Annotated in this window: 22 protein-coding genes; 14 read left to right on the top strand and 8 right to left on the bottom strand. The window is 64.0% G+C overall.

What is annotated here, in order from left to right; translation table 11 throughout:
• The 3 genes from NKH35_RS11700 to hmuQ all read left to right on the top strand — a co-directional run bounded on the left by NKH35_RS11700 (position 1) and on the right by hmuQ (position 1,887).
• Positions 1–435, top strand: a complete 435-nt coding sequence (locus NKH35_RS11700; RefSeq protein ID WP_023673858.1) for a hypothetical protein — start codon at positions 1–3, stop codon at positions 433–435.
• Between the two features lie 127 nt (positions 436–562).
• Positions 563–1,522, top strand: coding sequence for an energy transducer TonB family protein (locus NKH35_RS11695; protein ID WP_023673857.1), 960 nt, complete (start codon positions 563–565; stop codon positions 1,520–1,522).
• A 50-nt stretch (positions 1,523–1,572) separates the two neighbouring features.
• The gene (gene hmuQ / locus NKH35_RS11690) at positions 1,573–1,887 is read left to right on the top strand and encodes a heme-degrading protein HmuQ (protein WP_023673856.1); all 315 of its coding nucleotides are present in this window, start codon (positions 1,573–1,575) and stop codon (positions 1,885–1,887) included.
• 45 nt (positions 1,888–1,932) lie between these two features.
• Here hmuQ and NKH35_RS11685 read toward each other — a convergent pair whose 3' ends face one another.
• Positions 1,933–2,997: a glycosyltransferase gene (locus tag NKH35_RS11685; protein ID WP_023673855.1), complete on the bottom strand. Its 1,065-nt coding sequence runs from the start codon at positions 2,995–2,997 to the stop codon at positions 1,933–1,935.
• 87 nt (positions 2,998–3,084) lie between these two features.
• Positions 3,085–6,693: a bifunctional proline dehydrogenase/L-glutamate gamma-semialdehyde dehydrogenase PutA gene (gene putA / locus NKH35_RS11680; protein ID WP_352914598.1), complete on the bottom strand. Its 3,609-nt coding sequence runs from the start codon at positions 6,691–6,693 to the stop codon at positions 3,085–3,087.
• Positions 6,694–6,857: 164 nt separating this feature from the next.
• Here putA and NKH35_RS11675 point away from each other — a divergent pair, with 164 nt between their 5' ends.
• Positions 6,858–7,310: an Lrp/AsnC family transcriptional regulator gene (locus NKH35_RS11675; RefSeq protein ID WP_023681737.1), complete on the top strand. Its 453-nt coding sequence runs from the start codon at positions 6,858–6,860 to the stop codon at positions 7,308–7,310.
• 1 nt (position 7,311) lies between these two features.
• Here NKH35_RS11675 and NKH35_RS11670 read toward each other — a convergent pair whose 3' ends face one another.
• Together NKH35_RS11670 and NKH35_RS11665 are read right to left on the bottom strand one after the other, a co-directional pair.
• Entirely contained in the window at positions 7,312–8,511 is a 1,200-nt protein-coding gene (locus NKH35_RS11670) for a cytochrome-c peroxidase (RefSeq protein WP_352914595.1), read from the bottom strand.
• A gap of 4 nt (positions 8,512–8,515) precedes the next feature.
• Positions 8,516–8,959 (bottom strand): FixH family protein, encoded by a 444-nt coding sequence (locus NKH35_RS11665; protein WP_023691049.1) that lies wholly within the window; start codon positions 8,957–8,959, stop codon positions 8,516–8,518.
• A gap of 154 nt (positions 8,960–9,113) precedes the next feature.
• Here NKH35_RS11665 and NKH35_RS11660 point away from each other — a divergent pair, with 154 nt between their 5' ends.
• Complete coding sequence (locus NKH35_RS11660; RefSeq protein ID WP_023691048.1) at positions 9,114–10,034, top strand: sugar kinase; 921 nt, start codon at positions 9,114–9,116, stop codon at positions 10,032–10,034.
• 9 nt (positions 10,035–10,043) lie between these two features.
• Here NKH35_RS11660 and NKH35_RS11655 read toward each other — a convergent pair whose 3' ends face one another.
• From NKH35_RS11655 to NKH35_RS11645, 3 genes are all read right to left on the bottom strand, one after another.
• On the bottom strand, positions 10,044–11,063 hold the full coding sequence (locus NKH35_RS11655; protein ID WP_023733732.1) for an aldose epimerase family protein: 1,020 nt from the start codon (positions 11,061–11,063) through the stop codon (positions 10,044–10,046).
• Between the two features lie 98 nt (positions 11,064–11,161).
• The gene (locus NKH35_RS11650; RefSeq protein ID WP_023670445.1) at positions 11,162–12,619 is read right to left on the bottom strand and encodes an NAD-dependent succinate-semialdehyde dehydrogenase; all 1,458 of its coding nucleotides are present in this window, start codon (positions 12,617–12,619) and stop codon (positions 11,162–11,164) included.
• 250 nt (positions 12,620–12,869) lie between these two features.
• A complete protein-coding gene (locus NKH35_RS11645; RefSeq protein ID WP_352914589.1) occupies positions 12,870–13,820 on the bottom strand; it encodes an AEC family transporter in 951 nt (316 codons plus the stop codon).
• Positions 13,821–13,965: 145 nt separating this feature from the next.
• Between NKH35_RS11645 and NKH35_RS11640 the strand changes: the two genes are divergently transcribed.
• The 7 genes from NKH35_RS11640 (at position 13,966) to NKH35_RS11610 (ending at position 22,755) form a co-directional block, all read left to right on the top strand.
• A complete protein-coding gene (locus NKH35_RS11640) occupies positions 13,966–16,980 on the top strand; it encodes a caspase family protein (RefSeq protein WP_023733733.1) in 3,015 nt (1,004 codons plus the stop codon).
• 98 nt (positions 16,981–17,078) lie between these two features.
• A complete protein-coding gene (locus NKH35_RS11635; RefSeq protein WP_023733734.1) occupies positions 17,079–17,627 on the top strand; it encodes a histidine phosphatase family protein in 549 nt (182 codons plus the stop codon).
• Between the two features lie 209 nt (positions 17,628–17,836).
• Positions 17,837–18,118 carry an acyl carrier protein gene (locus NKH35_RS11630; RefSeq protein ID WP_010909964.1) on the top strand — a complete coding sequence of 94 codons (282 nt, stop codon included), beginning with the start codon at positions 17,837–17,839 and terminating at the stop codon, positions 18,116–18,118.
• A 55-nt stretch (positions 18,119–18,173) separates the two neighbouring features.
• Positions 18,174–19,364 carry a beta-ketoacyl-ACP synthase gene (locus NKH35_RS11625; RefSeq protein ID WP_023823058.1) on the top strand — a complete coding sequence of 397 codons (1,191 nt, stop codon included), beginning with the start codon at positions 18,174–18,176 and terminating at the stop codon, positions 19,362–19,364.
• A gap of 42 nt (positions 19,365–19,406) precedes the next feature.
• On the top strand, positions 19,407–20,678 hold the full coding sequence (locus NKH35_RS11620) for a beta-ketoacyl-ACP synthase (protein ID WP_023733736.1): 1,272 nt from the start codon (positions 19,407–19,409) through the stop codon (positions 20,676–20,678).
• Between the two features lie 36 nt (positions 20,679–20,714).
• Complete coding sequence (locus NKH35_RS11615; protein ID WP_352914585.1) at positions 20,715–21,743, top strand: zinc-binding dehydrogenase; 1,029 nt, start codon at positions 20,715–20,717, stop codon at positions 21,741–21,743.
• Between the two features lie 4 nt (positions 21,744–21,747).
• On the top strand, positions 21,748–22,755 hold the full coding sequence (locus tag NKH35_RS11610) for a lipid A biosynthesis lauroyl acyltransferase (protein ID WP_031242599.1): 1,008 nt from the start codon (positions 21,748–21,750) through the stop codon (positions 22,753–22,755).
• Positions 22,756–22,768: 13 nt separating this feature from the next.
• On the opposite strand, the gene NKH35_RS11605 is transcribed toward NKH35_RS11610, so the two are convergent.
• The gene (locus tag NKH35_RS11605) at positions 22,769–23,200 is read right to left on the bottom strand and encodes a L,D-transpeptidase (RefSeq protein WP_023681747.1); all 432 of its coding nucleotides are present in this window, start codon (positions 23,198–23,200) and stop codon (positions 22,769–22,771) included.
• Positions 23,201–23,423: 223 nt separating this feature from the next.
• On the opposite strand from NKH35_RS11605, the gene NKH35_RS11600 reads away from it, so the two are divergent.
• Entirely contained in the window at positions 23,424–24,704 is a 1,281-nt protein-coding gene (locus tag NKH35_RS11600; protein WP_023733739.1) for an acetylornithine deacetylase/succinyl-diaminopimelate desuccinylase family protein, read from the top strand.
• Between the two features lie 121 nt (positions 24,705–24,825).
• Entirely contained in the window at positions 24,826–26,301 is a 1,476-nt protein-coding gene (locus tag NKH35_RS11595; RefSeq protein ID WP_023733740.1) for an ABC transporter substrate-binding protein, read from the top strand.
• Positions 26,302–26,541: the final 240 nt, after the last annotated feature.

Below are 26,541 nucleotides of genomic sequence, written 5' to 3'. Positions count from 1 at the left end.
ATGACAAGTTTGACGGCATCGCTTCGCCTCCTGACCTCGACGCTGGCGATGTCGCTTGGCTTGATGCCGGCGTGGGCTCAGTCCGCGTCGGCTCCGCAACTCAGCCTCGAGCTCAATGCCGCGCAGCCCTCCGAAAAGGGTTGCCGGCTGACCTTCGTCGTCAACAATGCGCTCGGCGCCGATCTTTCCAAGGCGGCATTCGAAATCGCGCTGTTCAACGAGGCCGGCATTGTCGACCGCCTGAGCGTGCTCGACTTCAAGGACCTGCCGGCCGGCAAGACCAAGGTGACCCGCTTCGACCTCGCCGGCACCGACTGCACCAAACTCAGCCGCGTGCTGATCAACAGCGCCACCGAATGCGCCGGCGTCGAACCGGGCGCCTGCATGCGCGGCCTGAAGACGCAGACCAAGACCGGTATCGCATTCGGCGTCTGAGGTGGGCCTGCATCCCGCCTTCCTGCACGACAATGCGACACGACCCGTCGCAGCTCCGCCGTCATGGCCGGCAACCGATCTTGATTTGACAATCCCACCCCGCTCGCGGCAGGTCTCGCCGCGAACCATGCAGGACATCACCCCCCTCCCCGACGCCGGCAACGAACCGGCGATTACGATGGACGAGCTCGCACAGCCGGCAGCCGCGGACCGCAAATGGACTGTGGCGATCGTCGCGTCCTGCCTGCTCCATGCCGCTGCCGCAGCGGCGTTCTTCATCGGACCCGCAGGGACATTCGATTCCAGTAACGCGATACAATCCGAAGGCACCGACCAATCGGGCGCCGAGGTGGTCGGCAGCGCCTTGGACAGCCAGGCTCCCGACGCGGTCGATGTTACCCTGGTAACCGATCCGCAGCCGGCCAAGCCCGAGGCCGTTCGACCCGTGCCGCCGACCGAGGCGCCTCAACCGGTAAAGGAGCCGGCGGCGCCCAAGCCTGCGCCGGAAGCCGCCGAACAGGCGACCGCCGCGCCAGATACACTGACGGCCGCCATCCCGAATGATCAAACTGTCGCCCCAAGCGCTGAGACGTCGACTCCGCCAGGGGTTCAAACGCAAAGTTCAGAGGCACCGCCCGCCGACGAGCCCGCCGTTGATTTGCCTGCTGCCAAACCACCAGTCCCGAGCCCGCGGCCGACCCCTCCAGCCGGATCTGGAGATACCCGCGGTGCGGCAGATGGCGAAGAACGCGACGCACCGGCGGTTGCCAGCAAGGGTAAAAACCAGGACGCGGCTGGCAATGCGATGGAATCTCGTTACGGCGGTGAAATTCAAAAGAAGCTTGCCCGCGCTAACCGGCGCGTTTCGAAGGAAATTCAAGCCAAGGCTCGCAACAATGCCAGGGTCTATTTCGTCGTCATGGCTGACGGCAGCGTCAGCGACTTGCAGCTTGTCGAAAGTTCAGGGTCTGCCGAACTAGACCAATTCGCTTTGAAACTGGTGCGCCAGCAAGCCCCGTTCCCGCCCATTCCACCCGAGACCGGATTATCAAGTTGGGTGTTCAGGGCGCGGATCGGTCCGTTTTAACCAGCTCGCAGACCTTCGCCAAATCGTCCATCAATTCAAGAGGAAGCCCAATGTACATCGCCATGAACCGCTTCAAGGTCCAGAACGGCTCGGAGACCGCTTTCGAGGATGTCTGGAAGAACCGCGATTCGAGCCTCTCGGAGATGAAAGGCTTCAGGGAATTCCACTTGCTGCGCGGCCCGGTCAACGAGCCCGAGGGTTACACGCTATTTGCCTCGCACACGGTGTGGGCAAGCCATGAGGATTTCGTCGCCTGGACCAAATCCGAGAATTTTCGCGCCGCCCACCGCAACACCGGCACGTCGAAGGTGCACTATCTCGGCCATCCGCAGTTCGAAGGCTTTTCGGTCGTCGAAGGCGCCTGATTGAGATTTCACCCGTCGACGAGATCTGACGACGGGCAGATGCCGTCATGTTCCGGTTGAATTCCGGCCGCCCAGTCGCTGAAGCCACTGGGCAATGTGCAGGCGCAGCCGCCGCCAGGGCTGTCCGCGTGTCAGGTAGCGCGCCAACCGCGGATCACCGGCCAGCTCCGGGAATTGGCGCACATGCTGCGTCAGGAATGCAGCTATGAAATTGCGCCCGTTGAGATCGCTGAGCCAGGCAGAATTCGCCAGCAAATAGTCTGCGGCATCCGCCGCCAACACGCTCCTGTAGCTCCTGTATGCAGGCGTTTGCCGCACATTGCCGCCGGCAAAGGCAGTTCCGGTGGACAGGTTGGAGCCATGCAGGCGATAGAGCCCGAGACCTTCTGACAGGATGAGGCTGCCGCCGGCCTGGTGCGCGAGTGTCGCCGTCAGATAATCCGTCCCGACCTTGGCCTTGAACGGGAAGGACAATACCGGTTCCAGCGCGCCACGCCGGTACATGATCGCCGAGCATTGCGACCACAGCCAGCCCGTCACCGCAGGTGCGAAATAGGTTACCGGATGCTCCGATGCGTAGGCGATCCCGGGCGCCATGCCGGCAAGCCGGCCACCGGGCGCTATGGCGACGCCACTGCGATCCGCTCCGGAGCGCGGTTTGCGCAAGGCAAGGAAGGTGCCGCCCAGCAACGTGCCGTCGCCATCGACAAGGAACACATCGGAACTCGAGAGAGCGGCCGAATGCGTCGTGTTGAGATGGGCGGACAGATGCGCGAGGAGAAAATCCGGCAGCCACACGTCATCGGCGTCGAGAAACGCGACGAAGGGCGCGTCGGTTGCGGCAAAGCCGTCGCGGAATCCCGCGGTCTGGCCGCCATTCTCCGTGCGCGCCAACAGGCGCAGGCGCGGATCGTCTATATCCCTTAGAAGCTGTCGGACATGGTCGGCCGAGCCGTCCGTCGAGGCATCGTCGACGATGACGCATTCCCAATTCCGGTAGGTCTGCGCAAGCACCGAGCGGATCGCCTGTTCGACGTACGGCCGATAGTTGAAGCAAGTGATGACCACCGCCACGCGCGGCAGCTCAAACGGTCGGGACGTGTCTTCCATCTGTTCGGCTGCCCCGCTCGAGTTGCTCTCTGTCCCTTGCGCATACCCTTGCAACCCGACGCAGGCAAGCGAGCCGCGAAAAGCCCCCTAGGCCGCCGCGAGCAGGCTGGCATTGCCGCCGGCAGCCGTGGTGTCGACGCAGACAGCGCGTTCATGCGCATAGGCCGCCGGGTTGAGCACCTCGCTGACCAGCGGCACGATCGGCCCGCTGCGGTCGGCAATGACCTTGCGCACGATCCGCGCCGCCTCGGGCCTGCCCGAGAAGGCGACGACATGGACGCGCAGCGAACGCGCTTCGACTGGGTCTGGCCGACCGTCTATGGCCGCCAGCGGCAACCCCTTGCCGGTCAGCGCCGACAGTGCCGCCGGCGCGCTCGGCGCCACGGCCAGCACCGCATTGCCGGCGGCCAGCGCCTGGATCGTCTGGGCAAGCAGCGTGTCGGCGTCCGGACCGAGGCACAGCACCCGGCCACGCGGCGACAGCGACAGCGTGTTGGCCTCGCCGGTCGGTCCGGGCAGGTCGACCTGGCCGAAATCGATGGCGGCTGCAGCGCCGATCGCTGCAGCGCCCTTGCCGCGCAGATGCTTTCTCAAGATGGCGATGCGGTCCGGCCGCGTCGACCAGCCGCCAAGCGTCGGATCGGGCAGATTGTCGGCCAGTTCGGTCGCCGTCACCTTGTGGCCCTCGGCAATCTCCGTGCCCGCCTCCGGCCCCTTGCGGAACCGCCGGAGATAATGCGGCCCGCCGGCCTTCGGCCCGGTGCCCGAAAGCCCCTCGCCGCCAAAGGGCTGCGAGCCGACGACGGCGCCGATCTGGTTGCGGTTGACATAGATGTTGCCGGCATGGATGCCGTCGACGAAATGCTGGACGCGGCCTTCGATGCGGGTGTGCAGGCCGAAGGTCAGGCCATAGCCTTTGCGGTTGATGGCGGCGATGACGGCGTCGATCCCGTCGGCGTCGAAGCTGGCGACATGCAGCACCGGACCGAACACTTCGCGCTCCATCTCCTCGATGCCTTTGACCCGGAACACATGCGGCGCAACGAAGCGGCCATCTTTGGGTGCTTCGAGCTTGGCGATCAGCCGGCCCTGCAGCCCCATTTTGGTGCAATACTCGCGGATCGAGTTCTGCGCCTCGTCATCGATGACCGGCCCAACATCGGTCGAAATCTGCCAGGGATCGCCGATGGTGAGCGCTTCCATGGCGCCCTTCAGCATCTCCAGCATCTTCTTCTCGACATCCTTCTGCACGTAAAGCACGCGCAGCGCCGAGCAGCGCTGGCCCGCACTCTGGAAGGCGGACGCCAGGATGTCGCGCACCGCCTGTTCGGGCAGTGCTGTGGAATCGACAATCATGGCATTGAGACCGCCGGTCTCGGCGATCAGCATGGCGTCGGGCGCAGCTGTCTCGGCCAGTTGCTTCTCGATCAGCTTTGCAACCTCGGTCGAGCCGGTGAAGCAGACGCCGGCAATGCGCGGATCCGCGGTCAGCGGTCCGCCGACCGACGGGCCGTCGCCCGGCAGAAGCTGGATCACATCTTCCGGCACGCCGGCCTCGCGCAGCAGCTCGACGGCGCGGAAGGCGATCAGCGGCGTCTGTTCGGCTGGCTTGGCGATGACCGAATTGCCGGTGACGAGCGCTGCCGCGATCTGGCCGGTGAAGATGGCGAGCGGGAAATTCCACGGCGAAATGCACACGATCGCGCCGCGCGCCTCGGTGCCCGCTTCGTTGTTGGCCGCTTCGGCAGCGTAGTAACGCAGGAAGTCGACGGCTTCGCGCACTTCAGCCACGCCGTCGGCCAGCGACTTGCCGGCTTCCCTTGTAGCCAGCGCGAAAAACTCGACCGCATTGGCCTCATAGAGGTCGGCGGCGCGGTTGAGGATGGCGGCGCGCTCGGCGACGGGACGCTTCGCCCAGGCCGGCTGCGCTTCCACAGCAAAGCGCACCGCGGTCGCGACCTGCTTGGCAGCGGCTTCGGCGACCGTGCCGACGATCTCGGCAGGCTTTGCCGGATTGACCACCGGGCGCTGCTTGCCGTAGCCGGCGGCGCGCGTCATCGGCTTGGCATGCCAGCGCTCGGGCCCGGCAAAGGCCGCCTTGGCCTTGTCGATCGCCGCCAGCGTCACCGGATCGGTGATGTCGAACCCCTTCGAGTTGCGCCGACCAGCGCCGAAGATCGTCGCAGGACGAGCGATTGCCGGATTGGCGGCGGGGCCCTGGCTCTCGACCGTCTCGAGCGGATCGCGCGCAATATCCTCCGGCTCGACGTCCTCGTCGGTGAGCTGATGGACGAAGGAGGAGTTGGCGCCATTCTCCAGCAGGCGGCGAACCAGATAGGCCAAGAGGTCGGAGTGCGCGCCGACCGGCGCATAGATGCGGCAGCGCGTGCCTTCGGCCCGGCGCACCGTCTCATGCAGCGCTTCGCCCATGCCGTGCAGGCGCTGGAATTCGAAAGCGTCACGGTTGTCAGCCATCGACAGGATGGCGGCGACGGTATGGGCATTGTGCGTGGCGAATTGCGGATAGATACGGTCGGTCATGCCAAGCAGCTTCCTAGCGCAGGCCATATAGGAAACATCGGTGTTGGCCTTGCGGGTGAAGACGGGGTAGCCGGAAAGCCCCAGCGTCTGTGCCCGCTTGATCTCGGTGTCCCAATAGGCGCCCTTGACCAGCCGCACCATGATGTTGCGGTCGTACTTTTCCGCCAGCGCATAGAGCCAGTCGATGGTGAAGGCCGCGCGCGGGCCGTAGGCCTGGACGACGACGCCAAAGCCATTCCAGCCGGCAAGCTCCGACTCGGACAACACACGCTCGATCACATCGAGCGACAGGTCGAGCCGGTCGGCCTCCTCGGCGTCGATGTTGAGGCCCATGCGCGAATGGCGTGCGGCCAGCGCCAGCGACAGCAGCCGCTCGGCCATCACCGGCAGCATCTTTTCCTTCTGTGCCTCTTCGTAGCGCGGATGCAGCGCCGACAGTTTGACCGAGATGCCGTGGTTCTGGCGGATATCGGGACCGTTGGAGCCTGAATCGAGCGAGGAGATCGCATCGGCATAGGCCTTATGGTAGCGCAGCGCATCGGCCTCGGTGCGGGCCGCCTCGCCCAGCATGTCGAAGGAATAGAGATAACCTTTCTGGATCATCGACTTGCCGCGCTTGACGGCTTCCGCAATATTGCGGCCAAGCACGAACTGCTCGCCCATTTCGCGCATGGCGGCGGCGACCGCCTTGCGGATCACCGGTTCGCCCAGCCGGCGAACCATCGAGCGCAGCGTGCCTTCAATGCCGCCCTCGCCCTCATCGAGCACACGGCCGGTCAGCATCAGCGCCCAGGTCGAGGCATTGACGAAGATCGAGCTCGAACCGCCCGAATGCGCCGACCAGTCATGCGGTGCGATCTTGTCGGCGATCAGGTCGTCCATGGTCTCGGTGTCAGGCACGCGCAGCAGTGCCTCGGCCAGGCACATCAGCGCCACGCCTTCCTTGGTGGAGAGACCGTAGGCCGAGAGAAAAACCTCCATCAGCCGCGGGTCGGACGAGCCGCGCACCGCGCGCACCAGATCCGCGGCACGGGCCGAGACGGCTTTGCGGTCATCGGCCGAAAGTTCTGTCGCCGCAGCCAGGCGCTTCACAGCCGCGTCTTCGTCGGGCAGGTAGTTGGCGCGGATCTGCTGGCGGATGGTGTCGAGCGGCATGGCGGTCCTGCGGAGCAAGCATCTGGGAGCGGGCCGGCGGTCGCCGGACCGAATGGCGCAAGCTAGCACAGAGCCGCATTTTCGGCCGGTCCAAACAAATCGACATGGCAGGCCGGATGATCTATCATTGCGGCTCAATTGTTGTCAGATGGGCTGTGATATCCGTGACAGAAGACCAATTGGACCGCATCGACAGAAACATCCTGTCGGCGCTGGCGCGCGACGGGCGGCTGTCCATGTCGGAACTGGCCGGCAAGGTCGGCCTGTCGAAGACGCCGGTGCAGGCGCGGGTGAAGCGCCTGGAGAAGGACGGCTATATCAGGGGCTATCAGGCGATCATCGATCGCGAGCGCATGGGCGAAGGCCATGTCGCCTTCGTCCAGGTCAAACTGTCGGACACGCGCTCGGCCGCGCTCGATGCTTTCAACCGTGCGGTGCAGGCCGTGCCGGAGATCGAGCAGTGCCACATGATGGCGTCGAGCTTCGATTATCTCCTGAAAGTCCGTACCACCGACATCGCCGCCTATCGCCGCGTGCTCGGCGAGCGCATCTCGGCACTGCCGCATGTTGCGCAGACCTCGACCTTCGTGGCCATGGAGACGGTGAAGGATCGCTAGCTCACTCCGACAGCGTCTTCAAAAACGCCACCAGCGCCGCGCGTTCGCGGTCCGACAGTTGCAACGGGTGCACTTCGGAGGTGCCTTCAACGGCCGCCTCCGCCTTCGCGTAGTGCGCCACCACCTCCTCCAGCGTGGAGAACTGTCCGGCATGCATATAGGGCGGCCGTGTCGCCGCGCCCCGCAGCGACGGCGTCTTGTAGGCACGCATCAGTTCGGGTGCTGCCTTGACGATGAAGCGCAGTTCTCCGCAGGCGCCGGCGTCGCCATCGCGGAAGGCGCCGAAGCAGTTGAATGGGTCGGCCTGAACCTGGGCCACCGCATCGAAACGGCCGCGATCCAATGGCAAATCCCTGACCGGCCGCACGCCGGTGTTGTGGAAAGCGTTGTCGGTGAAGCGCGGGCCGTTATGGCAGGTGACGCAATTGGCCTTGCCGATGAACAGTTTCAGCCCGAGCATCTCCTCCTGCGAAAAGGCATCGTCGGCTTTCGGCTTGGCGCCTGACGCAAGATCGATGGCAAAGCGGTCAAAGCGCGTCTGTGCCGGTTCGATCGACCGTTCGAAGGCGGCGATCGCCTTGCCGATATTGGAAAAGACGCGGTTGACGCCCTCAGCCTGAGTTGGGGTCATCGCCTTCCAGGCCGCCTGCTCGGCCTCGTTGCCAAGCGGGCTGGCGTGGGCCGGCACGGCGGAAAGATCCGGCAGTGGCCCGAAGATGCGCTCGTAGCGCGCACCAAAGCGCTTCTGGATGTAATGGGCGAAGGCGGCGCGGTTTCCCGCCTGCTCGAGCGGATTTTCCAGCGGCGTCAGCGCCTGCGCCCACAGGCTGTCGCGCCGCCCATCCCAGAAGAACCACGGATTGCGGGCAATGCCGGCCAGCGGCATCGAGCGCCTGTTGGTTCGGCCGACGCCGACGGATTGCGGCAGGTCATCCTGGAACTGCCGGTCGATCTTGTGGCAGGTCGAGCAGGATACGTTCCCGTCACGGCTCATCCCCTGGTCGAAGAACAGAGTGGAGCCCAGGGCGGCGGCGGCCGGCACGTCGGCGAAGCGGTTGGTGGTGTCGGGTTTGAGCGCCGGCAAGGTGTTCAGCGCCAGCGAAGCGATGGTCTTCTTCTCGGCATCGGAAAAATCCGGTTTGCCGCAGCCGGAAACGAGCACGACCGCCGCCAATGCCAGAATGCGCAACAGGCCGTTCATCCGCTCACAGCACCACGTTGAAGACGACCGTGTCGGAACCGGCCGCCGCCGAAATGGCGAAGCGCAACTGCCACACGCCGCTCATGGTGAATTTCAGCCCCTCGATCCTGTAGCGCCCCTCGCCAAGATAGTCGGTCGCCTGCGGACTGGTCGGCAAGCCGTGATTGTGCTGCGGCATGCCGCCGGACACCGAGATCGCCGCACCTTCCACGGAATCGCCCTTGACCGTCTTCAGGGTCAGCAACCAGGATTGCAGTTCGCCTTGCCGGATAACGCCGCGTTCCGGCTGAATGCTGGCGACAAACAAGCCGTTCGCCGTCTTCTTCGAGCGCGAAATATCCGGGCTCGGCGCCGACTGCGGCGCGGTCAGATAGACGATCGCCAATATGCCAGCCAGCAAGGCGGCCAGACCAACGCCCGCAAGAAGATAACGCCATATCGATGCCAAACCGGTTCCTCTTCTGGGCGTAACGTCTCGGGAAGCAATTCGCGTCCCGCCGCTTCTGTGGGAAAACGCTTCTGGCGCAAAAAACCGCCGCCGCCAAGCATGGCGCTGCCGGCCGCAAAAAGCTACAGCAGCGAACTGATCCGGAGACAGATACATGGCAGCAGACGGCGTCGCTTCGATCGGTGAATGCATGCTCGAACTGTCGGGCCAGGCCGGGCCGAACTGGCGCATGGGCTTTGCCGGCGACACGTTCAACACGCTGTGGGCGCTGCATGCGCTGAGCGGCGAGCGGCCGGCGACCTATGTCTCCGCCTTTGGCGACGATCCCTTCTCGCAGGGCCAGATTTCGTTCTTCGCCGAAAACGGCATCGGCATCGGCGCCAGCCCGGTCATCCCAGGCGCGCGGCCCGGCCTCTACGCCATCACCTTGACCGGCGCCGAACGCGCCTTCACCTATTGGCGCAGCGACGCGGCGGCCAGGCGGCTTGCCTCGGACCCGGCCGCCTTGGCAAAAAGCCTTGAAAGCCAGGCGCTTGTGTATTTTTCCGGAATCACTTTAGCAATTCTGGATGCCGCCGCGCGCAAGACGTTGCTGGCAGAAGTGGCCAAGGCGCGGGCTGCCGGTTCGCTCGTCGCCTTCGACCCCAACTACCGGCCGCGCCTGTGGCAGAGCCGCGAGGAGGCGCAAGCCGCGATACTCGACGCGCTTGCCGTCGCCGACATCGCGCTGCCGACCTTTCCCGACGAGCAGATGCTGTTTGGCGACTCGGCACCGCAAGCGACCGCCGAACGGTTCGGAAAACTCGTCGGCGAAGTCGTCGTCAAGAATGGTGAGAAGCCCGCGCTGATCGCCACTGGCGGAGCCCTGCAGCCGGTTCCGGCCCAGCATGTCGCCACCCCGGTCGACACCACCGGCGCCGGCGATTCCTTCAATGGCGGCTATCTCGCCGCCCGGCTTGCCGGCCATGCCCCGGCGGATGCCGTGCAGCGCGCGCATCGCGTCGCCGCCGCTGTCGTGCAGGTGCGAGGCGCGCTGGCGCCGTTCGAGGTTCTAAGAACCGCTTTCGAGGGCTAGTCTAAGACCTTAGGGAAGCCTGAAACGATATTCCGTCACCTGATGATAGATCTGGCCCGGCCACAGCGTGGCCTGCGGGAAATAGGGCCGGTTCGGCGCGTCGGGCCAGGTCTGCGCTTCCAGGCAAAAGCCGGAAAACGCCTTGTAGCGCCGTCCGTCCAGGCCGCCCGAGGTCGGCGCGACATACTGGCCGGTGTAAAGCTGCAGGCCCGGCTCGGTGGTCCAGACTTCCATCTCGACGCCGGAATTGGCGCCTTGCGCCCACGCCACCTGGTGAAGCGGGCCCCGGGCTGACGCCAGGCAGAAATTGACGTCGTAGGGAAGCTGCTCGCCTTCCGTTTCCATCCGCAGCGGCCGCGCCTGGCGGAAGTCGAAGGGCGTGCCGTCGACAGGTTTGACGACGCCGGTCGGGATCATCTCGCCATCGACAGGCGTATAGGCGCCGGCGTTCAGCATCAGCCGGTGGTCGAGAATGTCGCCGGCGCCGCCATCGTCGAGATTGAAATAGGAATGCTGCGCCAGATTGCACAGCGTCGGCTCCTCGCAGGTGGCGGTCAGTTCCATCGAGAGCGTGCCGGGGATCTTCAGCCGGTAGGTGCAGGTGACGTCGAGCGCGCCGGGAAAGCCCATCGTGCCCTCGGGATCGTGCAGGGTCAGGGTGACAAAATCCCGGCCGTGCAGCGAAACCGTCCACGGCCGATGGAAGAAGCCCTCCGAGCCGCCATGCAGCGTGTGCTTGCCGAGGAAATTGCGCTCGGTCTGGTAGCGCTGGCCGGCAATGGTGAAGCGGCCGTCGCGGATGCGGTTGGCATAGCGGCCGACGACCGCGCCGAAGAAGGCCCGGTCAGTCTCGTAAGGCTCGAAGCGATCGTAGCCCAGCACCAGCGGCGCGTCGTGCCCGGCGAGCCGCAGATCCTGGATGATTGCGCCGAGCCCGATGATGTTGGCGCTGACGCCGCCGCCCCGGATGGTGAAACGGCGAACGGGTTCGCCTGCCTGCGTCGTGCCGAAGACTTCGCCGTCCTTCATCGCTAGGTCCAAATGCTAATTCGTCGATCTGTCGACTTAGGCCGGCTGAATGTCGTCTGGCAAGGGCAGGCGCGCGGCCTGCCCTGCCCGTCAATGATTTAGAGGCCGAGACCCCCGATGCAGACATATTTGGTGTCGAGATAGTCCTCGATGCCCTGATGTCCGCCTTCCTTGCCGAGGCCCGATTCCTTGACGCCGCCGAACGGCGCTTCCGGCGTGGTGATCAGGCCTTCATTGACGCCGACCATGCCGTATTTCAGGCCTTCCATGACCCGGAAGGCGCGGCCGAGATCGCCGGTGTAGAAATAGGCGGCAAGGCCGAACTCAGTGTCGTTGGCAAGCGCAATGGCTTCCTCCTCGGTCTCGAACTTGAACACCGGGGCGATCGGGCCAAAAATCTCTTCCTTCATGAAGCGCATGTCAGGCTTCGCGTCGGCGATGACGGTCGGCTGGAAGAATGAGCCGCCAAGCGCGTGGCGCTTGCCGCCGGCAACGACCTTGCCGCCCTTCGACGTGGCGTCGGCGATGAATTCCTCGACCTTCTCGACCGCCTTCACGTCGATCAGCGGTCCCTGCTGCACGCCCTCTTCCAGGCCCGAGCCAACTTTCAGCGCATTGCTGGCAGCGGCCAGCTTCTCGACAAACTTGTCGTAGATGCCGGCCTGCACCAGGAAGCGGTTGGTGCACACGCAGGTCTGGCCTGAATTGCGGTATTTGGCGGTGATGGCGCCGGCGACGGCGCGATCGAGGTCGGCATCGTCGAAGACCAGGAACGGCGCATTGCCGCCGAGTTCCATCGAGACCTTCTTGACGGTGACGGACGACTTCTGGATCAGCAGCTTGCCGATCTCGGTCGAGCCGGTGAAGGTGATCTTCGACACCAGCGGATTGGCGCAGATCTCGTCGCCGATTTCGCCGGCAGCACCCGTCAGGATGTTGATGACGCCCTTTGGGAAGCCGACTTCCTCGGCGAGCGCGCCCCATGCAAGGCCGGAATACGGCGTCTGCGAGGCCGGCTTGACCACGGCGGTGCAGCCGGCGGCAAGCGCGGGGCCAAGCTTGCGGGCAAGCATCGAGGAGGGGAAATTCCACGGCGTGATGGCGGCAATGACGCCGACCGGCTCCTTGGTCACCAGGATGCGGCGATCGCCCCATGGCGATGGCACGACATCGCCATAGGTGCGGCGGCCTTCCTCGGCAAACCACATGATGTAGGCGGCAGCCGAACCGATCTCGCCCTTGGATTCGGCGAGCGACTTGCCCTGCTCGATGGTGAGCAGTTCGGCCAGCACATCCTGATTATCCATCATCGCGTCATGCAGCTTGCGCAACAGCTTCGAGCGCTCCAGCGCGGTCGTCTTGCGCCAGGTCTTGAAGGCTTCGCTTGCGGCTTCGATGGCGCGGCGGGTTTCCGCCTTGCCCGACTTCGGCACGGTGCCGATCTTGAGACCGGTGGCCGGGTTGTTGACGTCGACCGTCTGGCCGCTGTCGGCCTGCACCCATTCGCCATTGATGAGATTGGCCTGGCGCATGAAATGGCTGGTTTTCTGCAGCATGGTCTAGCCTCCGTTCGGCGCACTGACGGGCCGGTTTCCTGGATCTCTTGAACGAGCGTGCACAATGGCGGCGGAGCCGACACGCTGAAGCCACTGCTCTTTACCTAGGCAAGCCCGGCAAGCAATTGCAAGATGGCATATAGGCTTTGGGCCAGCCCAACGCCAGAGAAAATTCACATGTAAATTAGTTTGGGCCGCAGCCTTGCCAAAGACCAGCCTTGCCAAAGACCAGCCTTACAGAAGACCAAGCCTACCCAAAGACATGCACCACCACCGTCAGCCAAAAGGCGGTTGTAACAACCGCGCTTGCCGTGGCGATGGTCACCGGGTTCGACGCCAGCGCCTGGCCGGTGTTGAACTGCACGGCGATGAGATAGGAATTGATGCCGGACGGCAGCGCCGCCACCACGACCGCCACTTTGGCCGTCAAGGGCGGCAGGCCAAACAGCCAGACCAGGCCGAGCACCAGCGCCGGCATCAGGAACAGTTTCAGCGTCGACAGCGCCAGCGCCGGTCGGATGTTACCGGAAATGCCGAAACGGCGCAGGCTGAGCCCCATGGCGAACAGCGCCACCGGCCCGGCGGTGTTAGCCAGCGCATCGGCCAGTCGCATGGCAAGGTTCGGCAGCGGCGCGCCGGTGAGGCGCCATGCCAGCCCGGCCAGGATGCCGATGATCAACGGATTGGTGAACAGTCTTCTCAGAAAGCTCTGGATGATGCGCAGCGGGTGTACGGGCTCGCTGCCGCCGCGGCCAAATATCTCGAACATGATGATCGAAGCCATCATCATGGTCGGCAGATGCACGGAAACGAGCAGCGACAGCACTTCGAATCCGCTGGACCCGAATACGCCGAGAACGAAGGGAATGCCCAGCAACACCACATTCGAGAAGGATGACGACACTCCACCGACGATGCCGGTGCGCGCGTCCCGCCCAAAGATCCGTGTCGTCACCAGATGGCCGGCGGCCCATGTCATTGCAACCGCCGCGAAATAAGCACCCCACAGCGACCAGGGCGCCACGCCGTGGAAATCCGAATTCACCATCGTCCGAAACAGCAGCAGCGGCATCGCGACGTTGATGGCGAATTCGGAGATGCCGTCCCCGCTGGCCGGTTTCAGATAGCCGGTGAGCCCGGTGACATAGCCGAGCGCGACGAGGCTGAAGACGAAAAGAACGGTTTCGGTGAGCGGAGACATTTTTCAGGGATAGGCGAGCCCGGATTCCAGCGCAATCGCCATGATCTTCAGAAACTGATCCTCGATCCGCTCGGCGCCTGAATTTGATCATGGTCGGGTGGCAGCGCTATACAGGCTTGGGATCATCAGGGCGGACACACAGCGAATGGTTGCGACGCCGAAACAGCGTCATTTCAGACAGGCGTGGCTGACGGCTTTCGTCGCCGGGCTGTTTTGCCTTGCCGCGACGGTGCTTGCGGTTGCGGAGACCAAGAGCCTCAAGGGCGTGGCGCTGATCATCGGCCAGTCGAAATACGAGCACATCGCAGCCCTTGCCAACCCGGCCAACGACGCCCGCGACATGTCCAAGATGCTGACCGACCTCGGCTTCGACGCCCGCAACGTCACCGATCGCGATGCCGCCAAGCTGAAGCGCGATATCGATCGGTTTGTCGAGGACGCCGAAGGCGCCGACGTCGCCTTCATCTATTATTCCGGCCACGGCATCGAGGCGGGCGGCGAGAATTATCTGGTGCCGGTCGATGCCGACGTCTCGTCGTTGAAAAATGCTGGTGAGGCGCTGGTGCCGATTTCAGCCGTCATGGACGAGCTGAAAAAGACCGTGCCGGTGACGATCGTGCTGCTTGACGCCTGCCGCACCAACCCGTTTCCGCCGGACGCGGTCGTGCGACGCGGGCCGACGGCTTCCGCCGAGCCTGTCGGCGCCGGCGGGCTGGAACCGGTGCGCGGCGCAAAAGCCCTCGCCGATGCCTCATTGGATGATGCCAGCCTGGGAACCGTGGTCGGCTTCGCCGCCGAGCCGGGCCGACCCGCACTTGATGGCGCCGCCGGCGAAAACAGCCCTTACGCCGCCGCCCTGCTGCGCCACCTCACCGCGATGAAAGGCACGGAATTCGGCTCGGTCATGCGCATGGTCACCGAGGAGGTCTATCTCGACACCAAGGCAAAGCAGCGACCTTGGGTCAGCGAGAGCCTGCGTCGCCTGCTCTATTTCGGCGTCGCGCCGCCGGAACCGACCGACGACGACGGGCTGATCACCGGTGAGCGGCGGCAATTGCTGCTGACCATTTCCGACCTGCCCGATCCCAAACGGGCTCAGGTGGAGTTGGCTTCTCTCCAGGACGGCGTGCCCCTTGACGCGCTCTACGGCGTGCTCAAGGCGCTCGGCACGGAAAAGATCCCTGAGGATCCCAACGACCTGCAGAAGGTGCTGGACAGCCAGGCTGAGCGTCTGAAGAAGATGATGGCCGAGCGCGCCGCATTACGCACCGACGATCCCGAGATCAGTCGCCTGGTCGCATCCGCCGACAAGGCCATAGGCCAGGGCGCCATGGTGACGGCGCGCAAATTCCTCGACGACGCGGTCGGCCGGATCGAGGAAAACAGCGGTGCGGTCGACGAGGCCGAGGACCTGCTACGGCAAAAGCGCATCGCCGACGCCGCCATCTATGCCAAACGCGCCGACGCCGCCGCGCTGGTCTTCGACTACAAATCCGCCGCCAACGACTATGCCAAGGCGTATTCGCTGGTCGAGAAGTGGGACGAAAAGCTGCGCTGGAACTACAAGAACCAGGAGGCCGAGGCGTTGAACGCTCATGGCTACGCCACCGGCGACCTCGATGTGCTGCAGCACTCCATCGAGGCCTATCGCACCATCTTGAACTTCATCCCCAACGGCGAACAGAATCGCGACTGGGCAATCACCCGCAACAACATGGCGGTGGTGCTGCAGACCATTGGAGAGCGCGAAACCGAGACTGCGCATCTCGAAGAAGCGGCGGTGATTTTCCGCGATTCGCTGGTGGTGTTCGAGCGCGAGAAGGACGACCGCAACTGGGCCGCGGCGCAGAACAACCTGGCCAACGTGCTTCTGAAGATCGGCGAACGCGAGAGCGACCCGAAGCGTCTCAATGAAGCGGTGGCGGCGACGCGCGCCACCCTTGAGAAGCGTCCGCGCGACAAGCTGCCGTTGGACTGGGCCGGTTCGCAGAACAATCTAGGCCTCGCGCTCTATGCACTCTCCGAGCGTGAGCCTGCCGGCGAGCATCTCACCCAGGCGGAAGCAGCCTACCGGCTGGCGCTTGAGGAATACACACGCGAGAAAGCACCCGTGGAATGGGCGATGGTCGAGAACAATCTCGGCAACACGCTTGTAACGCTTGGCATCCAGCTCAACGACAAGGCGAAGATCAACGAGGCGGCCGACGCGTTTCGCGCCGCGCTGGAAGTGCGAACCCGCGAAACTTTCCCGGTGTCCTGGGCGACCAGCCGCCTCAACCTGGGCAATGCGCTGAGCGGTATCGCCCGCTTCGATATGGGCACGGCTACGCTCGAAGAAGCTGCTGCTGCCTATGACGACGCTCTGACGGTGTTTACCCGCAAGCGCTTCCCGATGGACTGGGCGTCAGCCCAGAACAATCTCGGCTCGATCTATCAGACGCTGGGCCAGCGCACGCGTGATGCGGCCAAGCTGGAACAGTCGGCGGCAGCCTTCCAGGCGGCACGGCAGGTCTATGTCAGGCGGAAGTTCCCGCAGGACTGGGCGATGAGCTACTACAATCTCGGCAACACGCTGCAGCTTCTCGGCGGCGTCACCGACAAGCCCGAGCATTACAGCGAGGCGGTCGACGCCTACGGCAATGCGTTGCGCGAGTACAAGCGCGAGACCAACCCGCGGCAATGGGCAATGGCCCAGGCCGACCTGGGCTCGACGCTGCACTGGTTGAGCATGAGCAATGGCGATGCCAAGACGCTGCAGGATTCGATTGCGGCGCGGCGGGCAGCGCTCGAAATACTCACCATCGAGGCCGCGCCGGTCGACTGGGCCAACGCTCAAAATGGCATCGGTATGAGCCTGCTCAATCTCGGCAATCTCCAGCGGACCGACAAATATCTCAACGACGCCGAAGCGGCGTTCACGGCGGCGCTGAAGGTGTTTACGCGCGAAAGTCAGCCGCTGCAGTGGGCCTTCGAGCAGAACAATATCGGCGACGTCCACTGGAACCGCGCCAGCTATGGCGCGGGCAAGCCGGAATATCTCAAGGCAATCGAATTCTTCGAGAACGCCAAGCAGGGCTTCACCGAAGCCGGCTACACGATCCCTATCCCGCTCACCGATCAGAAGATCGAGCTGGCGAAGAAGCAAATGGCGAAAATGTGAAGCGAACCGAGGGTTCGCCTTTCGCTTGTCTTTGTGCCGGCTTTCCGATCCCTATATCAGAATGACCGGAGCGGCATCCGGCTCCCGGAAAGGTTTCGATGATTCGATTTGTGCTGTCGCTGTTCCTGCTTGCTGTTCCCGCCGTCGCCCACGCGACCGACGCCGGCTGGGCGCTGCTGCGTGACGGCGGCCATGTCGTGCTGCTTCGCCACGCACTGGTCACCGGCACCACCGACCCCGCCAATTTCGACATCGACAACTGCGCCACCCAGGTCAACCTATCGGCGCGCGGCAAGCAGCAGGCGAGCAAGATCGGCGCGCTGTTCGGCGCCCGCGCCGCCCCCATCGAGCGGGTGCTGTCCAGCCGCTATTGCCGCTGCCTCGACACTGCCCGCATCGCCTTCGAAGCGGAGCCGAAGCTCTTTGCGCCGCTAGACCTCCTGAGGAGCGATCCGACCGAGAAGGCCGCGCAGCTCGACGCGGTGATGAAGGAAATCCGCGCCTACACCGGTTCCGACAATCTGGTCATGGTCACGCATCTCGAAAACATCGTCGCGCTGACCGGCGTCTCGCCGCGCGAGGGCGAAGCGGTGGTGGTCGAGCCGCAGGGCGATGGCTTGCGCGTGCTCGGCCGCGTCACGTTCTGAGAGAGCCAGTGGTCAAGCTCCGTGAAAACTAAGCTGACGTAACGTCAACTGGAAGGGCCACCGGCTTGTCGGGCGGCCCTTCTTGTCTTCACGGGAGGGCCATCCCACCTGCGCCCCGCGCATCAGGCCTTTTCCTGCCGGGAAAAACCGATTAGACAGCGCCCAAACCAGATGCGGACAGATTCCGCCCGCAACCGAAGGAAGAGCCCTTGTCCACCACGTTCGACAAAGTCGCCAAGATCATTGCCGACACCAGCGAGATCGATATCGACACCATCACTCCCGAGAGCCACACGATCGACGATCTCGGCATCGACAGTCTCGATTTCCTCGATATCGTCTTTGCCATTGACAAGGAATTCGGCATCAAGGTGCCGCTGGAAAAGTGGACCCAGGAAGTCAATGACGGCAAGGCTTCGACCGACGATTACTTCGTCATGAAGAACCTGTGCGCCAAGATCGACGCGCTGGTCGCCGCCAAGACCGCCTGATATCGGCTGGCGCGCGGCCTTGACGGGCTGCGCCGCCTGACCCACAAAGCCGCTCATGAGCAGCCGTCGCGACGTCGTCATCACCGGTATCGGCCTTGTCTCCTCGCTGGGAGAGGGTCCGGATACCCACTGGCAGAAGCTGGCGCAGCCCGGCTTGCAGCCGGTGCTCGAAGCCGCGCGCTTTGCGCCCTACACCGTGCATCCCCTGCCGGAGATCGACTGGAACCTGCAGATCGCCAAGCGCGGCGACCAGCGGCAGATGGAAACATGGCAGCGGCTCGGCACCTATGCGGCCGGCATGGCGCTGGACGACGCCGGCATCAAGGGCAATGACGAGCTCTGCACGACCATGGACATGGTTGTCGCTGCCGGCGGCGGCGAGCGAGACGAGGCGGTCGATGCCGCCATCCTCGCCGCGTCCGAGAGCCGCAACGACCGCGACGTGCTGCTCAACGAGAAGCTGACCACCGAATTGCGGCCGACGCTTTTCCTGGCCCAGCTCTCCAATCTGCTCGCCGGCAACATCTCCATCGTCCACAAGGTGACGGGATCGTCGAGGACCTTCATGGGCGAGGAAGGTGCCGGCGTCGCCGCCGTCGAGACCGCCGCGGCGCGCATCCGCTCCGGACAGTCGACCCACATACTGGTAGGTGGCGCCTTCCAGACCGAACATTCCGACATGCTGCTCGGCTATGAATTGGCCGGCTATCTGCATCGCGGCCCATGGAAGCCGGTCTGGCAGAGACAGGGCGCCGAGGGCGGCGGCCTGGTCTCCGGCTCCGGTGGCGCCTTCCTGGTGCTGGAGCAGCGCGAACACGCGCAAAGCCGTGGGCGGAAAATCTATGCCGAGCTCGGACCGGTCGTCTCAGGCCGCGCCCGGCGCTCGCGCGGCGAGCTTGACGCGGAGATCGCGGCATTGCTCAAACAGGCGGCTCTCCCGAACGGCAAGTTGCTGGCCCTGTCGGGCGCCTCCGGGGCGCATACCGCAACGTCAGCCGAAAAGTCAGCGCTGGATGCCAATCCGGCGATATCGGCGCGCGGCTTCGCCACGCTGACCGGGCATATGAAGGAAGCGCAGTTTCCATTCGCGGTCGCCCTCGCCGCCCTGGCCGTCGACCGCAAGGCCGCCTACCCCGTTTTCGACGCCGCGGCCGAGAAGCCGTTCGAAGGCATTCCCGAAACCGTGCTCGCAACGGCGATCGGCTATCACCAATTCGAGGGCATGGCGCTGGTCAACGCTGCTTGAAGCAGCGCTGCGCGATCATGCTGCAAAGTTAAGAGGTTCCGGATGGCCAATCTCAGAGATCACATGGGCAGGCCGATCGTCGCCGTCACCGGCATCGGCGTGGTAACGTCGCTCGGCATCGGCAAGGCCGATAACTGGGCGGCACTGACCTCCGGCAAATCGGGCATCCACCCGATCACCCGCTTTCCCGTCGACCACCTCAACACTCGCATCTCCGGCATGGTCGATTTCCTCGACTCAAGCTCGAAAGGCGCCAGCCTGCTGACCTACGAACTGGCCGAAAGCGCCGCGAATGAGGCGGTGGCCGAATCCGGCCTCGATTCCTCTGATTTCGGTGGCCCGCTCTTCCTCGCCTCGCCGCCGGTCGAACTCGACTGGCACGACCGCTTCGCGCTTTACAATTCCGACGGCAAAGGCGCCGGCGCCGAAAGGCTGCTCAGGGTGGCGCGCGGGCTGAAGGAAACAGATACGTTCGCAAGCACGCAGTTCGGCGCGATCGCCGACCGGCTGGCCGACCGCTTTGGCACGCGCGGCCTGCCGATCACGCTGTCGACGGCCTGCGCTTCGGGCGCCACCGCCATCCAGCTCGGGGTCGAGGCGATCCGCCGCGGCGAATGCGACCGGGCGCTGTCGATCGGCGCCGACGGTTCGGCAACTGCCGAGGCGCTGATCCGCTTTTCGCTGCTCTCGGCGCTGTCGACCCACAACGACATCCCGGAAAAGGCGTCAAAACCCTTCTCCAAGGACCGCGACGGCTTTGTGCTGGCCGAAGGCTCCGGCGCTCTGGTGCTGGAATCGCTTGAGGCGGCCCTTGCACGGGGCGCGAGCGTTCTCGGCATCCTGCGCGGCTGCGGTGAAAAGGCCGACGATTTCCACCGCACCCGTTCCAAGCCCGACGGTTCCCCGGCGATCGCAGCAGTGCGCGCCGCTCTTGCCGATGCCGGCCTGAGCAAGGACGAGATCGACTACGTCAACGCTCACGGCACCTCGACGCCGGAAAACGACAAGATGGAGCATCTGTCGCTGTCGACCGTGTTCGGCGATCGCATCGGCTCGATGCCGGTCTCGTCCAACAAGTCGATGATCGGCCACACGCTGTCGGCGGCCGGCGCCGTCGAAGCGGCGTTTTCGCTGATGACCATGCGCGAAAGCGTCATTCCGCCGACCATCAACTACGACAATCCCGACCCGGCAATCGTGCTCGACGTGGTGCCCAACAAGAAGCGCAATGCCGAGGTTCGTAGCGTTCTGTCGAACTCGTTCGGCTTCGGCGGCCAGAACACTTGCCTTGTCATGGCGCGGGAACCGGTCTAAGCGACCTTTTTCAGCCAGACTGAACTGACAGGCCCCATGCGCGCACTGCAACTTATCGAGGACCGCCGTCTTGAAACGGTGGACCTGCCGCCCCCGCCGCCCCCCCCATTGGGCGAAGTCACGCTGCGCATCAAGGCGGTGGCGCTGAACCATATCGACGTCTGGGGCTGGCGCGGCATGGCCTTCGCCAAGCGCAAGCTGCCGCTGGTCGTCGGCGCCGAAGCCTCCGGCGAGGTCGAGGCTGTCGGCCCCGGCGTCTCCAGCCTGCTGCCCGGACAATTGGTGTCGATCTACGGCGCGCGCACCTGCGGCCTTTGCCGCGCCTGCCGCGAAGGCCGTGACAATCTCTGCGAAAATGTCTCGGGCGTCCACGGCTTCCATCTCGACGGCTTTGCCCAGGAGAAGATCAACCTGCCGGCGCGCCTGCTGGTCCCTGCTCCTCCCGGCGTGACCGATGTCGGCGCGGCTGTCGCCCCCGTCACCTTCGGCACCGTCGAGCACATGCTGTTCGACAATGCCAAGCTGCAGCCCGGCGAAACCATCCTCATCCATGCCGGCGGCTCCGGCATCGGCTCGGCGGCGATCCAGCTGGCCAAGCGCATGGGTTGCACCATCATCACCACGGTCGGTTCCAACGACAAGATCGACAAGGCCAAGGCGCTCGGCGCCGACCATGTCATCAACTACCGCGACGATCGTTTCGAAGGCGTCGTGCGCAAGCTCACCAGGAAGAAGGGCGTCGACGTCGTCTTCGAACATGTCGGCGCCGACACCTTTGCCGCCTCGATGCTGTGCCTCAAGCGCGGCGGCCGCCTGGTCACCTGCGGCTCGACCTCCGGCGTGTCGACGCAGATCAATCTGATGCAGCTGTTCCAGCAGCAGCTGAAGCTGCTTGGGTCCTTCGGCTGCCGCATGGAGAACATGGCCAACGCCATGCAGAAGATGGCGGCGGGACAGGTCGCACCTGTCATCGACACCGAAGTCGGCTTCGACGGCATCGACGCCGCGTTGAAGCGCATGGAAGGCCGCGACGTGTTCGGCAAGATCATCCTGCGCGTTTCTTAGGACTATGGTCGGCAAGGTGTTCAAGAAAGCCCGCCGGGACTTCATGTTCCGCTATGGCCGAAGACTGCGCCAGATGGAGCACTGGCTGGTGGCGCGCGTGGCGATGACGATCATCTCGCTGCTGCGCCTCTTGCCCGCGGACAGGGCGCTCAATTTCGCCGACCGGGCGGCACGGCGCATCGGTCCGTGGGTCGGGCGCCACCGTGTCGCCATCAACAATCTGCGCCTTGCCTATCCCGAAAAGAGCGATGTCGAGATCGAGGCCATCGCCTCCGACATGTGGGGCAACATGGCCCGGCTCGCCGCCGAATACATCTTTCTTGACGCCCTCTTCGACTATGATCCGAACGCAGCGACGCCCGGCCGCGTCGAAGTCGGTGGCGCCGATCATTTCCATCAGATAGCTGGCGAGGACAAACCGCATATCCTGTTCACCGGCCATCTCGGCAATTTCGAGCTGCTGCCCGTGGCAGCCGCGACGTTCGGCATGAAGATCACGGCGCTGTTTCGTCCCCCGAACAATCCTTACCTCGCCGATTATATCCATTCGACGCGGCGTTCGAGCATGGGCGCCTTGCTGCCGTCTTCGACCGGCGCCTCCTTCGCGCTGGCGTCGATTCTGGAGAAAGGCGGCAATATCGGCGTTTTGGTCGACCAGAAATTCTCCAGCGGGCTGGAGACGATCTTCTTCGGTCGACCGTGCCAGAGCAATCCGGTTCTGGGCATGCTCGCCCGTCACTATGATTGCGACGTCTATCCGGCGCGATGTGTGCGGCTGCCAGGCAACCGCTTCCGCCTCGAGATCGAGGACAAGCTGACCTTGCCGCGCAATGAAAGCGGCAGCGTCGATGTCGCGGCCACCACCCAACTGCTCGCCGACGTGGTCGAGCGCTGGGTGCGCGAGGATCCGGGACAGTGGATGTGGTTCCACAAAAGGTGGGAAATCTCGGGCCGGCGTCGGCGCCGGCGCGGACAGGCCAACGCCACCGGCCAGCGGCAGCGTCAATCTTAAGTCGTCCATAGCCTCAGTTCGTAACAACGATCCGCGTATTGCCGAAGCCGACTTCGCGCACCATCGCATAGAACATCGCGGCATTGGCGGTGTGCAGCCGCACGCAGCCATGCGATGCCGGACGCCCTAGCTGCCTGACCGCGCCGGTGCCGTGGATGGCGTAGCCGCCATGGAAGAACACCGAGTAAGGCATTGGCGACATGTGGTATTTTTTCGAATACCACATCCGCGCCGTCCGCTGTGGCCGATAGGTGCCACGCGGCGTGAAATAGCCGCTGCGCGCGGTCGACACGCTCCAGCGATAAAGCACCTGGCCGTATTGGCTGACGGTCATGGTCTGCGACGAGACGTCGATGCTGGCCACCAGCGAGGCAGCCCTGCTTTCGATGGACGTGCCGAACAGCATCGCAGCAAAAGCAGCTGCCATGAGAACGATTTTGGTCATGAGATCAAACCCCTTTGATGCCCCTTGCCTGCCCTGTCATCACGCGGTTTTTCATCTTTTTAACGACAGGTGAGTGATCTAACACACACTCCTTGATAAATTCGCCAATCTAAAGCAGCGAATTTGAACGATTTTCCCGCCATAGTTGCCGCTGCGACACGAAGTTTCGGCGCCAGTGGCGCGATGCTTGCAAAACCACCCCCTTGCCTGCTCAAATCCGGGAATGAACGAACGACTCTTCAAAGCGATAGACGCCCGTGTTGATGACTTGGTCGCACTGACCGCCGACCTGATCCGCTTCCCGACCATCAACCCGCCTGGCGAAGCCTATCGCCCCTGCGCCGAATATATCGGTGCGCGCCTAGCCAGGCTTGGCTTCGAAACCGAATTCATCCGCGCCGAAGGCACGCCCGGCGACACCGACCGCTATCCCCGCGTCAATGTCGTCAACCGCTTCGACGGCCGCTCGCCTGGGGCCTGTGTCCATTTCAACTCGCACATCGATGTGGTCGAAGCCGGCGAAGGCTGGAGCGTCGATCCCTTTGCAGGCGTGGTGAAGGACGGCAAGGTCTACGGCCGCGGCGCCTGCGACATGAAAGGGGGCATGGCCGCCTCGATCATCGCGGCGGAAGCCTTCATGGAGGTTTTCCCCGACTTTCCCGGCGCCATCGAAATTTCGGGCACGGTCGATGAGGAGTCCGGCGGCTTCGGCGGCGTCGCGCATCTGGCGAAGCTTGGCTATTTCTCGAAACCCAAGGTCGACCACGTCATCATCCCCGAGCCGCTGAACAAGGACCGCATCTGTCTTGGCCATCGCGGCGTCTGGTGGGCGGAGATCGAGACCAAGGGCGAGATCGCGCATGGCTCGATGCCGTTCCTCGGCGACAATGCGGTGCGCCATATGGGCGCCGTGCTGCAGGCCTTCGAGGACAAACTGTTTCCGGCGCTCGACCGCAAGGTGACGCGCATGCCTGTCGTGCCCGAAGGCGCAAAGCGCTCGACCATGAACATCAACTCGATCCATGGCGGCCAGACCGAGGATTTCCGCCCCGGCCTGCCCTCACCCAACGTGCCCGACGCCTGCCGGCTGACCATCGACCGCCGCTTCCTGCTCGAGGAGGACCTTGCCACGGTCAAGAGCGAGGTGACCGATATCCTCGACCGGCTGAAGCGCGAGCGCAAAAAGTTCGACTACGAGATTCGCGACCTGATGGAGGTGCTGCCGCTGATGACCGAGCGCGACGCGCCGGTGGTCAAGGCGGTGGCGCAAGGCATCATGGCGATCTTCGACCGCGAGCCGGAATATGTCATTTCACCAGGCACTTACGACCAGAAGCACATCGCCCGCATCGGCCACATCTATGATTGCATCGCCTATGGCCCGGGCATTTTGGACCTCGCCCACCGGCCCGACGAATGGGTCGGTATCTCTGATATGGTGGAGTCGGCCAAGGTGATGGCGATCGGGCTGAATGTGCTGCTCAGGGGCACGGCCGCGGACTGAACCATCGACTTCGCTGAAAAAACATTCCTCCCCGCGCCGCTGCAGAGCACGAAACGCAATTTACTCCACCTCGAAATCACGCTTCTATCGCACCAGGGTTCGAGCATTTGGGAGTTGCACGATGAAATTGTGGAAAACCATTCTTGCCGCCGCGGTGCTGGCACTGGCCGGCAGTCAGGCATTTGCCGCACGCACCGACCTGGTGATCGGCATTACGCTCGAGCCGCCACATCTCGATCCGACCGCCGGTGCTGCCGCGGCGATCGACGAAGTGCTCTACGCCAACGTCTTCGAGGGCCTGACCCGCATCGGCCCGAATGGCGAAGTGCTGCCCGACCTTGCCGAGAGCTGGGCCATTTCCGACGACGGCAAGGTCTACACCTTCAAGCTGCGCACCGGCGTCAAATTCCATGACGGCAGCGATTTCGACGCCGGCGACGTGAAGTTCTCGCTCGACCGCGCCCGTGCCGACAATTCCGTAAACGCGCAAAAGGCCCTGTTCGCCGCCATCGATACGGTCGAAGTCGTCGATCCGACAACGGTCAAGGTGACGCTGAAGAACCCGCAAGGGTCGTTCCTTTACAATCTGGGCTGGGGCGACGCCGTGATCGTGGCGCCCGAGAGCGCCGACACCAACAAGGAAAAGCCCATCGGCACCGGCCCGTTCAAATTCCAGAGCTGGGCCAAGGGCTCGTCGATCACGCTGGTGAAATCGGACACTTACTGGGGCGCCCCGGTGTTCCTCGACAAGGCCGAGTTCCGCATCGTTCCCGACGCCGCTGCCGCCGTGCCGGCGCTGCTCTCCGGCGACATCCAGGCTTTCCCTTTCTTCGATCCCGACAGCGTCGCGCAGGTCAAGGACGATCCGCGCTTCAAGGTGGTGATCGGCTCGACTGAGGGCGAGACCATTCTGGCGATCAACAACAAGAAGCCGCCTTTCGACAAGCTCGAGGTGCGGCAGGCAATTGCCTTCGCGCTCGACCGCAAGGCGATCATCGACGGCGCCTCGGCCGGCCTCGGCGTGCCGATCGGCTCGCACATGTCGCCCGCCAGCAAGGCCTATGTCGACCTCACCGGCCTGTACCCGCACAATGTCGACAAGGCCAAGGAGCTGCTGAAGCAAGCCGGCTTCGAAAACGGCATCAATGCGACGCTGAAACTGCCGCCGCCTTCCTATGCGCGGCTTGGCGGCGAGATCATCGCCTCGCAGCTGCGCGATGTCGGCATCGACCTGGAAATCATTCCGGTCGAATGGGCGCAGTGGCTGGACCAGGTGTTCACCAAGAAGGATTACGACCTGACCATCGTCGCTCACACGGAGCCCAACGACATCGATATCTACTCGCGCAAGGATTATTACTTCAACTACGACAATCCGGCCTTCGACAAGATCATCGCCGAGCTGAACCTCACCTCCGACGACGCCAAGCGCAACACGCTGCTCGGCGAAGCGCAGAAGATCCTGGCCGACGACGCCGTGGTGGGGTTCCTCTATGAACTGCCGAAGGTCGGCGTCTGGGACGCCAAGCTGCAGGGCCTGTGGGAAAACGCGCCGATCCAGGCGAATGACCTGACCAAGGTGAAGTGGGCGGATTGAGGCGGCGGGCCAAAGGGCGGCGTTTGCGCTCCGTCACACCCCCCTCTGCCCTGCCGGGCATCTCCCCCGCAAGGGGGGAGATCGGGCTATCATCTCCGCTTTCGCCTATCGCGAACGTTGAACGCTGGTCGACGACACGGAAACTGCTGATCTGCCCCCTTGCGGGGGGTGAGGAGTGGTCCGCGCAGCGGACGGAAAGCCAACTGCTTGGCTTTCCGAACAACGAACGCCCGAAGCGAC

Source organism: Mesorhizobium sp. M1143 (assembly GCF_040318435.1).
Lineage (GTDB): Bacteria > Pseudomonadota > Alphaproteobacteria > Rhizobiales > Rhizobiaceae > Mesorhizobium.
The sequence above is the reverse complement of the archived record's forward strand: the minus strand, read 5'-3'. Positions and strand labels throughout refer to the sequence as shown.

Excerpts from the sequence above, each read along its gene's own strand:
- NKH35_RS11700 (WP_023673858.1), top strand. The coding sequence starts at position 1 with ATGACAAGTTTGACGGCATCGCTTCGCCTCCTGACCTCGACGCTGGCG.
- NKH35_RS11695 (WP_023673857.1), top strand. The coding sequence starts at position 563 with ATGCAGGACATCACCCCCCTCCCCGACGCCGGCAACGAACCGGCGATT.
- hmuQ (WP_023673856.1), top strand. The coding sequence starts at position 1,573 with ATGTACATCGCCATGAACCGCTTCAAGGTCCAGAACGGCTCGGAGACC.
- NKH35_RS11685 (WP_023673855.1), bottom strand. The coding sequence starts at position 2,997 with ATGGAAGACACGTCCCGACCGTTTGAGCTGCCGCGCGTGGCGGTGGTC.
- putA (WP_352914598.1), bottom strand. The coding sequence starts at position 6,693 with ATGCCGCTCGACACCATCCGCCAGCAGATCCGCGCCAACTACCTGCCC.
- NKH35_RS11670 (WP_352914595.1), bottom strand. The coding sequence starts at position 8,511 with ATGAACGGCCTGTTGCGCATTCTGGCATTGGCGGCGGTCGTGCTCGTT.
- NKH35_RS11660 (WP_023691048.1), top strand. The coding sequence starts at position 9,114 with ATGGCAGCAGACGGCGTCGCTTCGATCGGTGAATGCATGCTCGAACTG.
- NKH35_RS11655 (WP_023733732.1), bottom strand. The coding sequence starts at position 11,063 with ATGAAGGACGGCGAAGTCTTCGGCACGACGCAGGCAGGCGAACCCGTT.
- NKH35_RS11650 (WP_023670445.1), bottom strand. The coding sequence starts at position 12,619 with ATGCTGCAGAAAACCAGCCATTTCATGCGCCAGGCCAATCTCATCAAT.
- NKH35_RS11645 (WP_352914589.1), bottom strand. The coding sequence starts at position 13,820 with ATGTCTCCGCTCACCGAAACCGTTCTTTTCGTCTTCAGCCTCGTCGCG.
- NKH35_RS11640 (WP_023733733.1), top strand. The coding sequence starts at position 13,966 with ATGGTTGCGACGCCGAAACAGCGTCATTTCAGACAGGCGTGGCTGACG.
- NKH35_RS11635 (WP_023733734.1), top strand. The coding sequence starts at position 17,079 with ATGATTCGATTTGTGCTGTCGCTGTTCCTGCTTGCTGTTCCCGCCGTC.
- NKH35_RS11625 (WP_023823058.1), top strand. The coding sequence starts at position 18,174 with ATGAGCAGCCGTCGCGACGTCGTCATCACCGGTATCGGCCTTGTCTCC.
- NKH35_RS11620 (WP_023733736.1), top strand. The coding sequence starts at position 19,407 with ATGGCCAATCTCAGAGATCACATGGGCAGGCCGATCGTCGCCGTCACC.
- NKH35_RS11615 (WP_352914585.1), top strand. The coding sequence starts at position 20,715 with ATGCGCGCACTGCAACTTATCGAGGACCGCCGTCTTGAAACGGTGGAC.
- NKH35_RS11610 (WP_031242599.1), top strand. The coding sequence starts at position 21,748 with ATGGTCGGCAAGGTGTTCAAGAAAGCCCGCCGGGACTTCATGTTCCGC.
- NKH35_RS11605 (WP_023681747.1), bottom strand. The coding sequence starts at position 23,200 with ATGACCAAAATCGTTCTCATGGCAGCTGCTTTTGCTGCGATGCTGTTC.
- NKH35_RS11600 (WP_023733739.1), top strand. The coding sequence starts at position 23,424 with ATGAACGAACGACTCTTCAAAGCGATAGACGCCCGTGTTGATGACTTG.
- NKH35_RS11595 (WP_023733740.1), top strand. The coding sequence starts at position 24,826 with ATGAAATTGTGGAAAACCATTCTTGCCGCCGCGGTGCTGGCACTGGCC.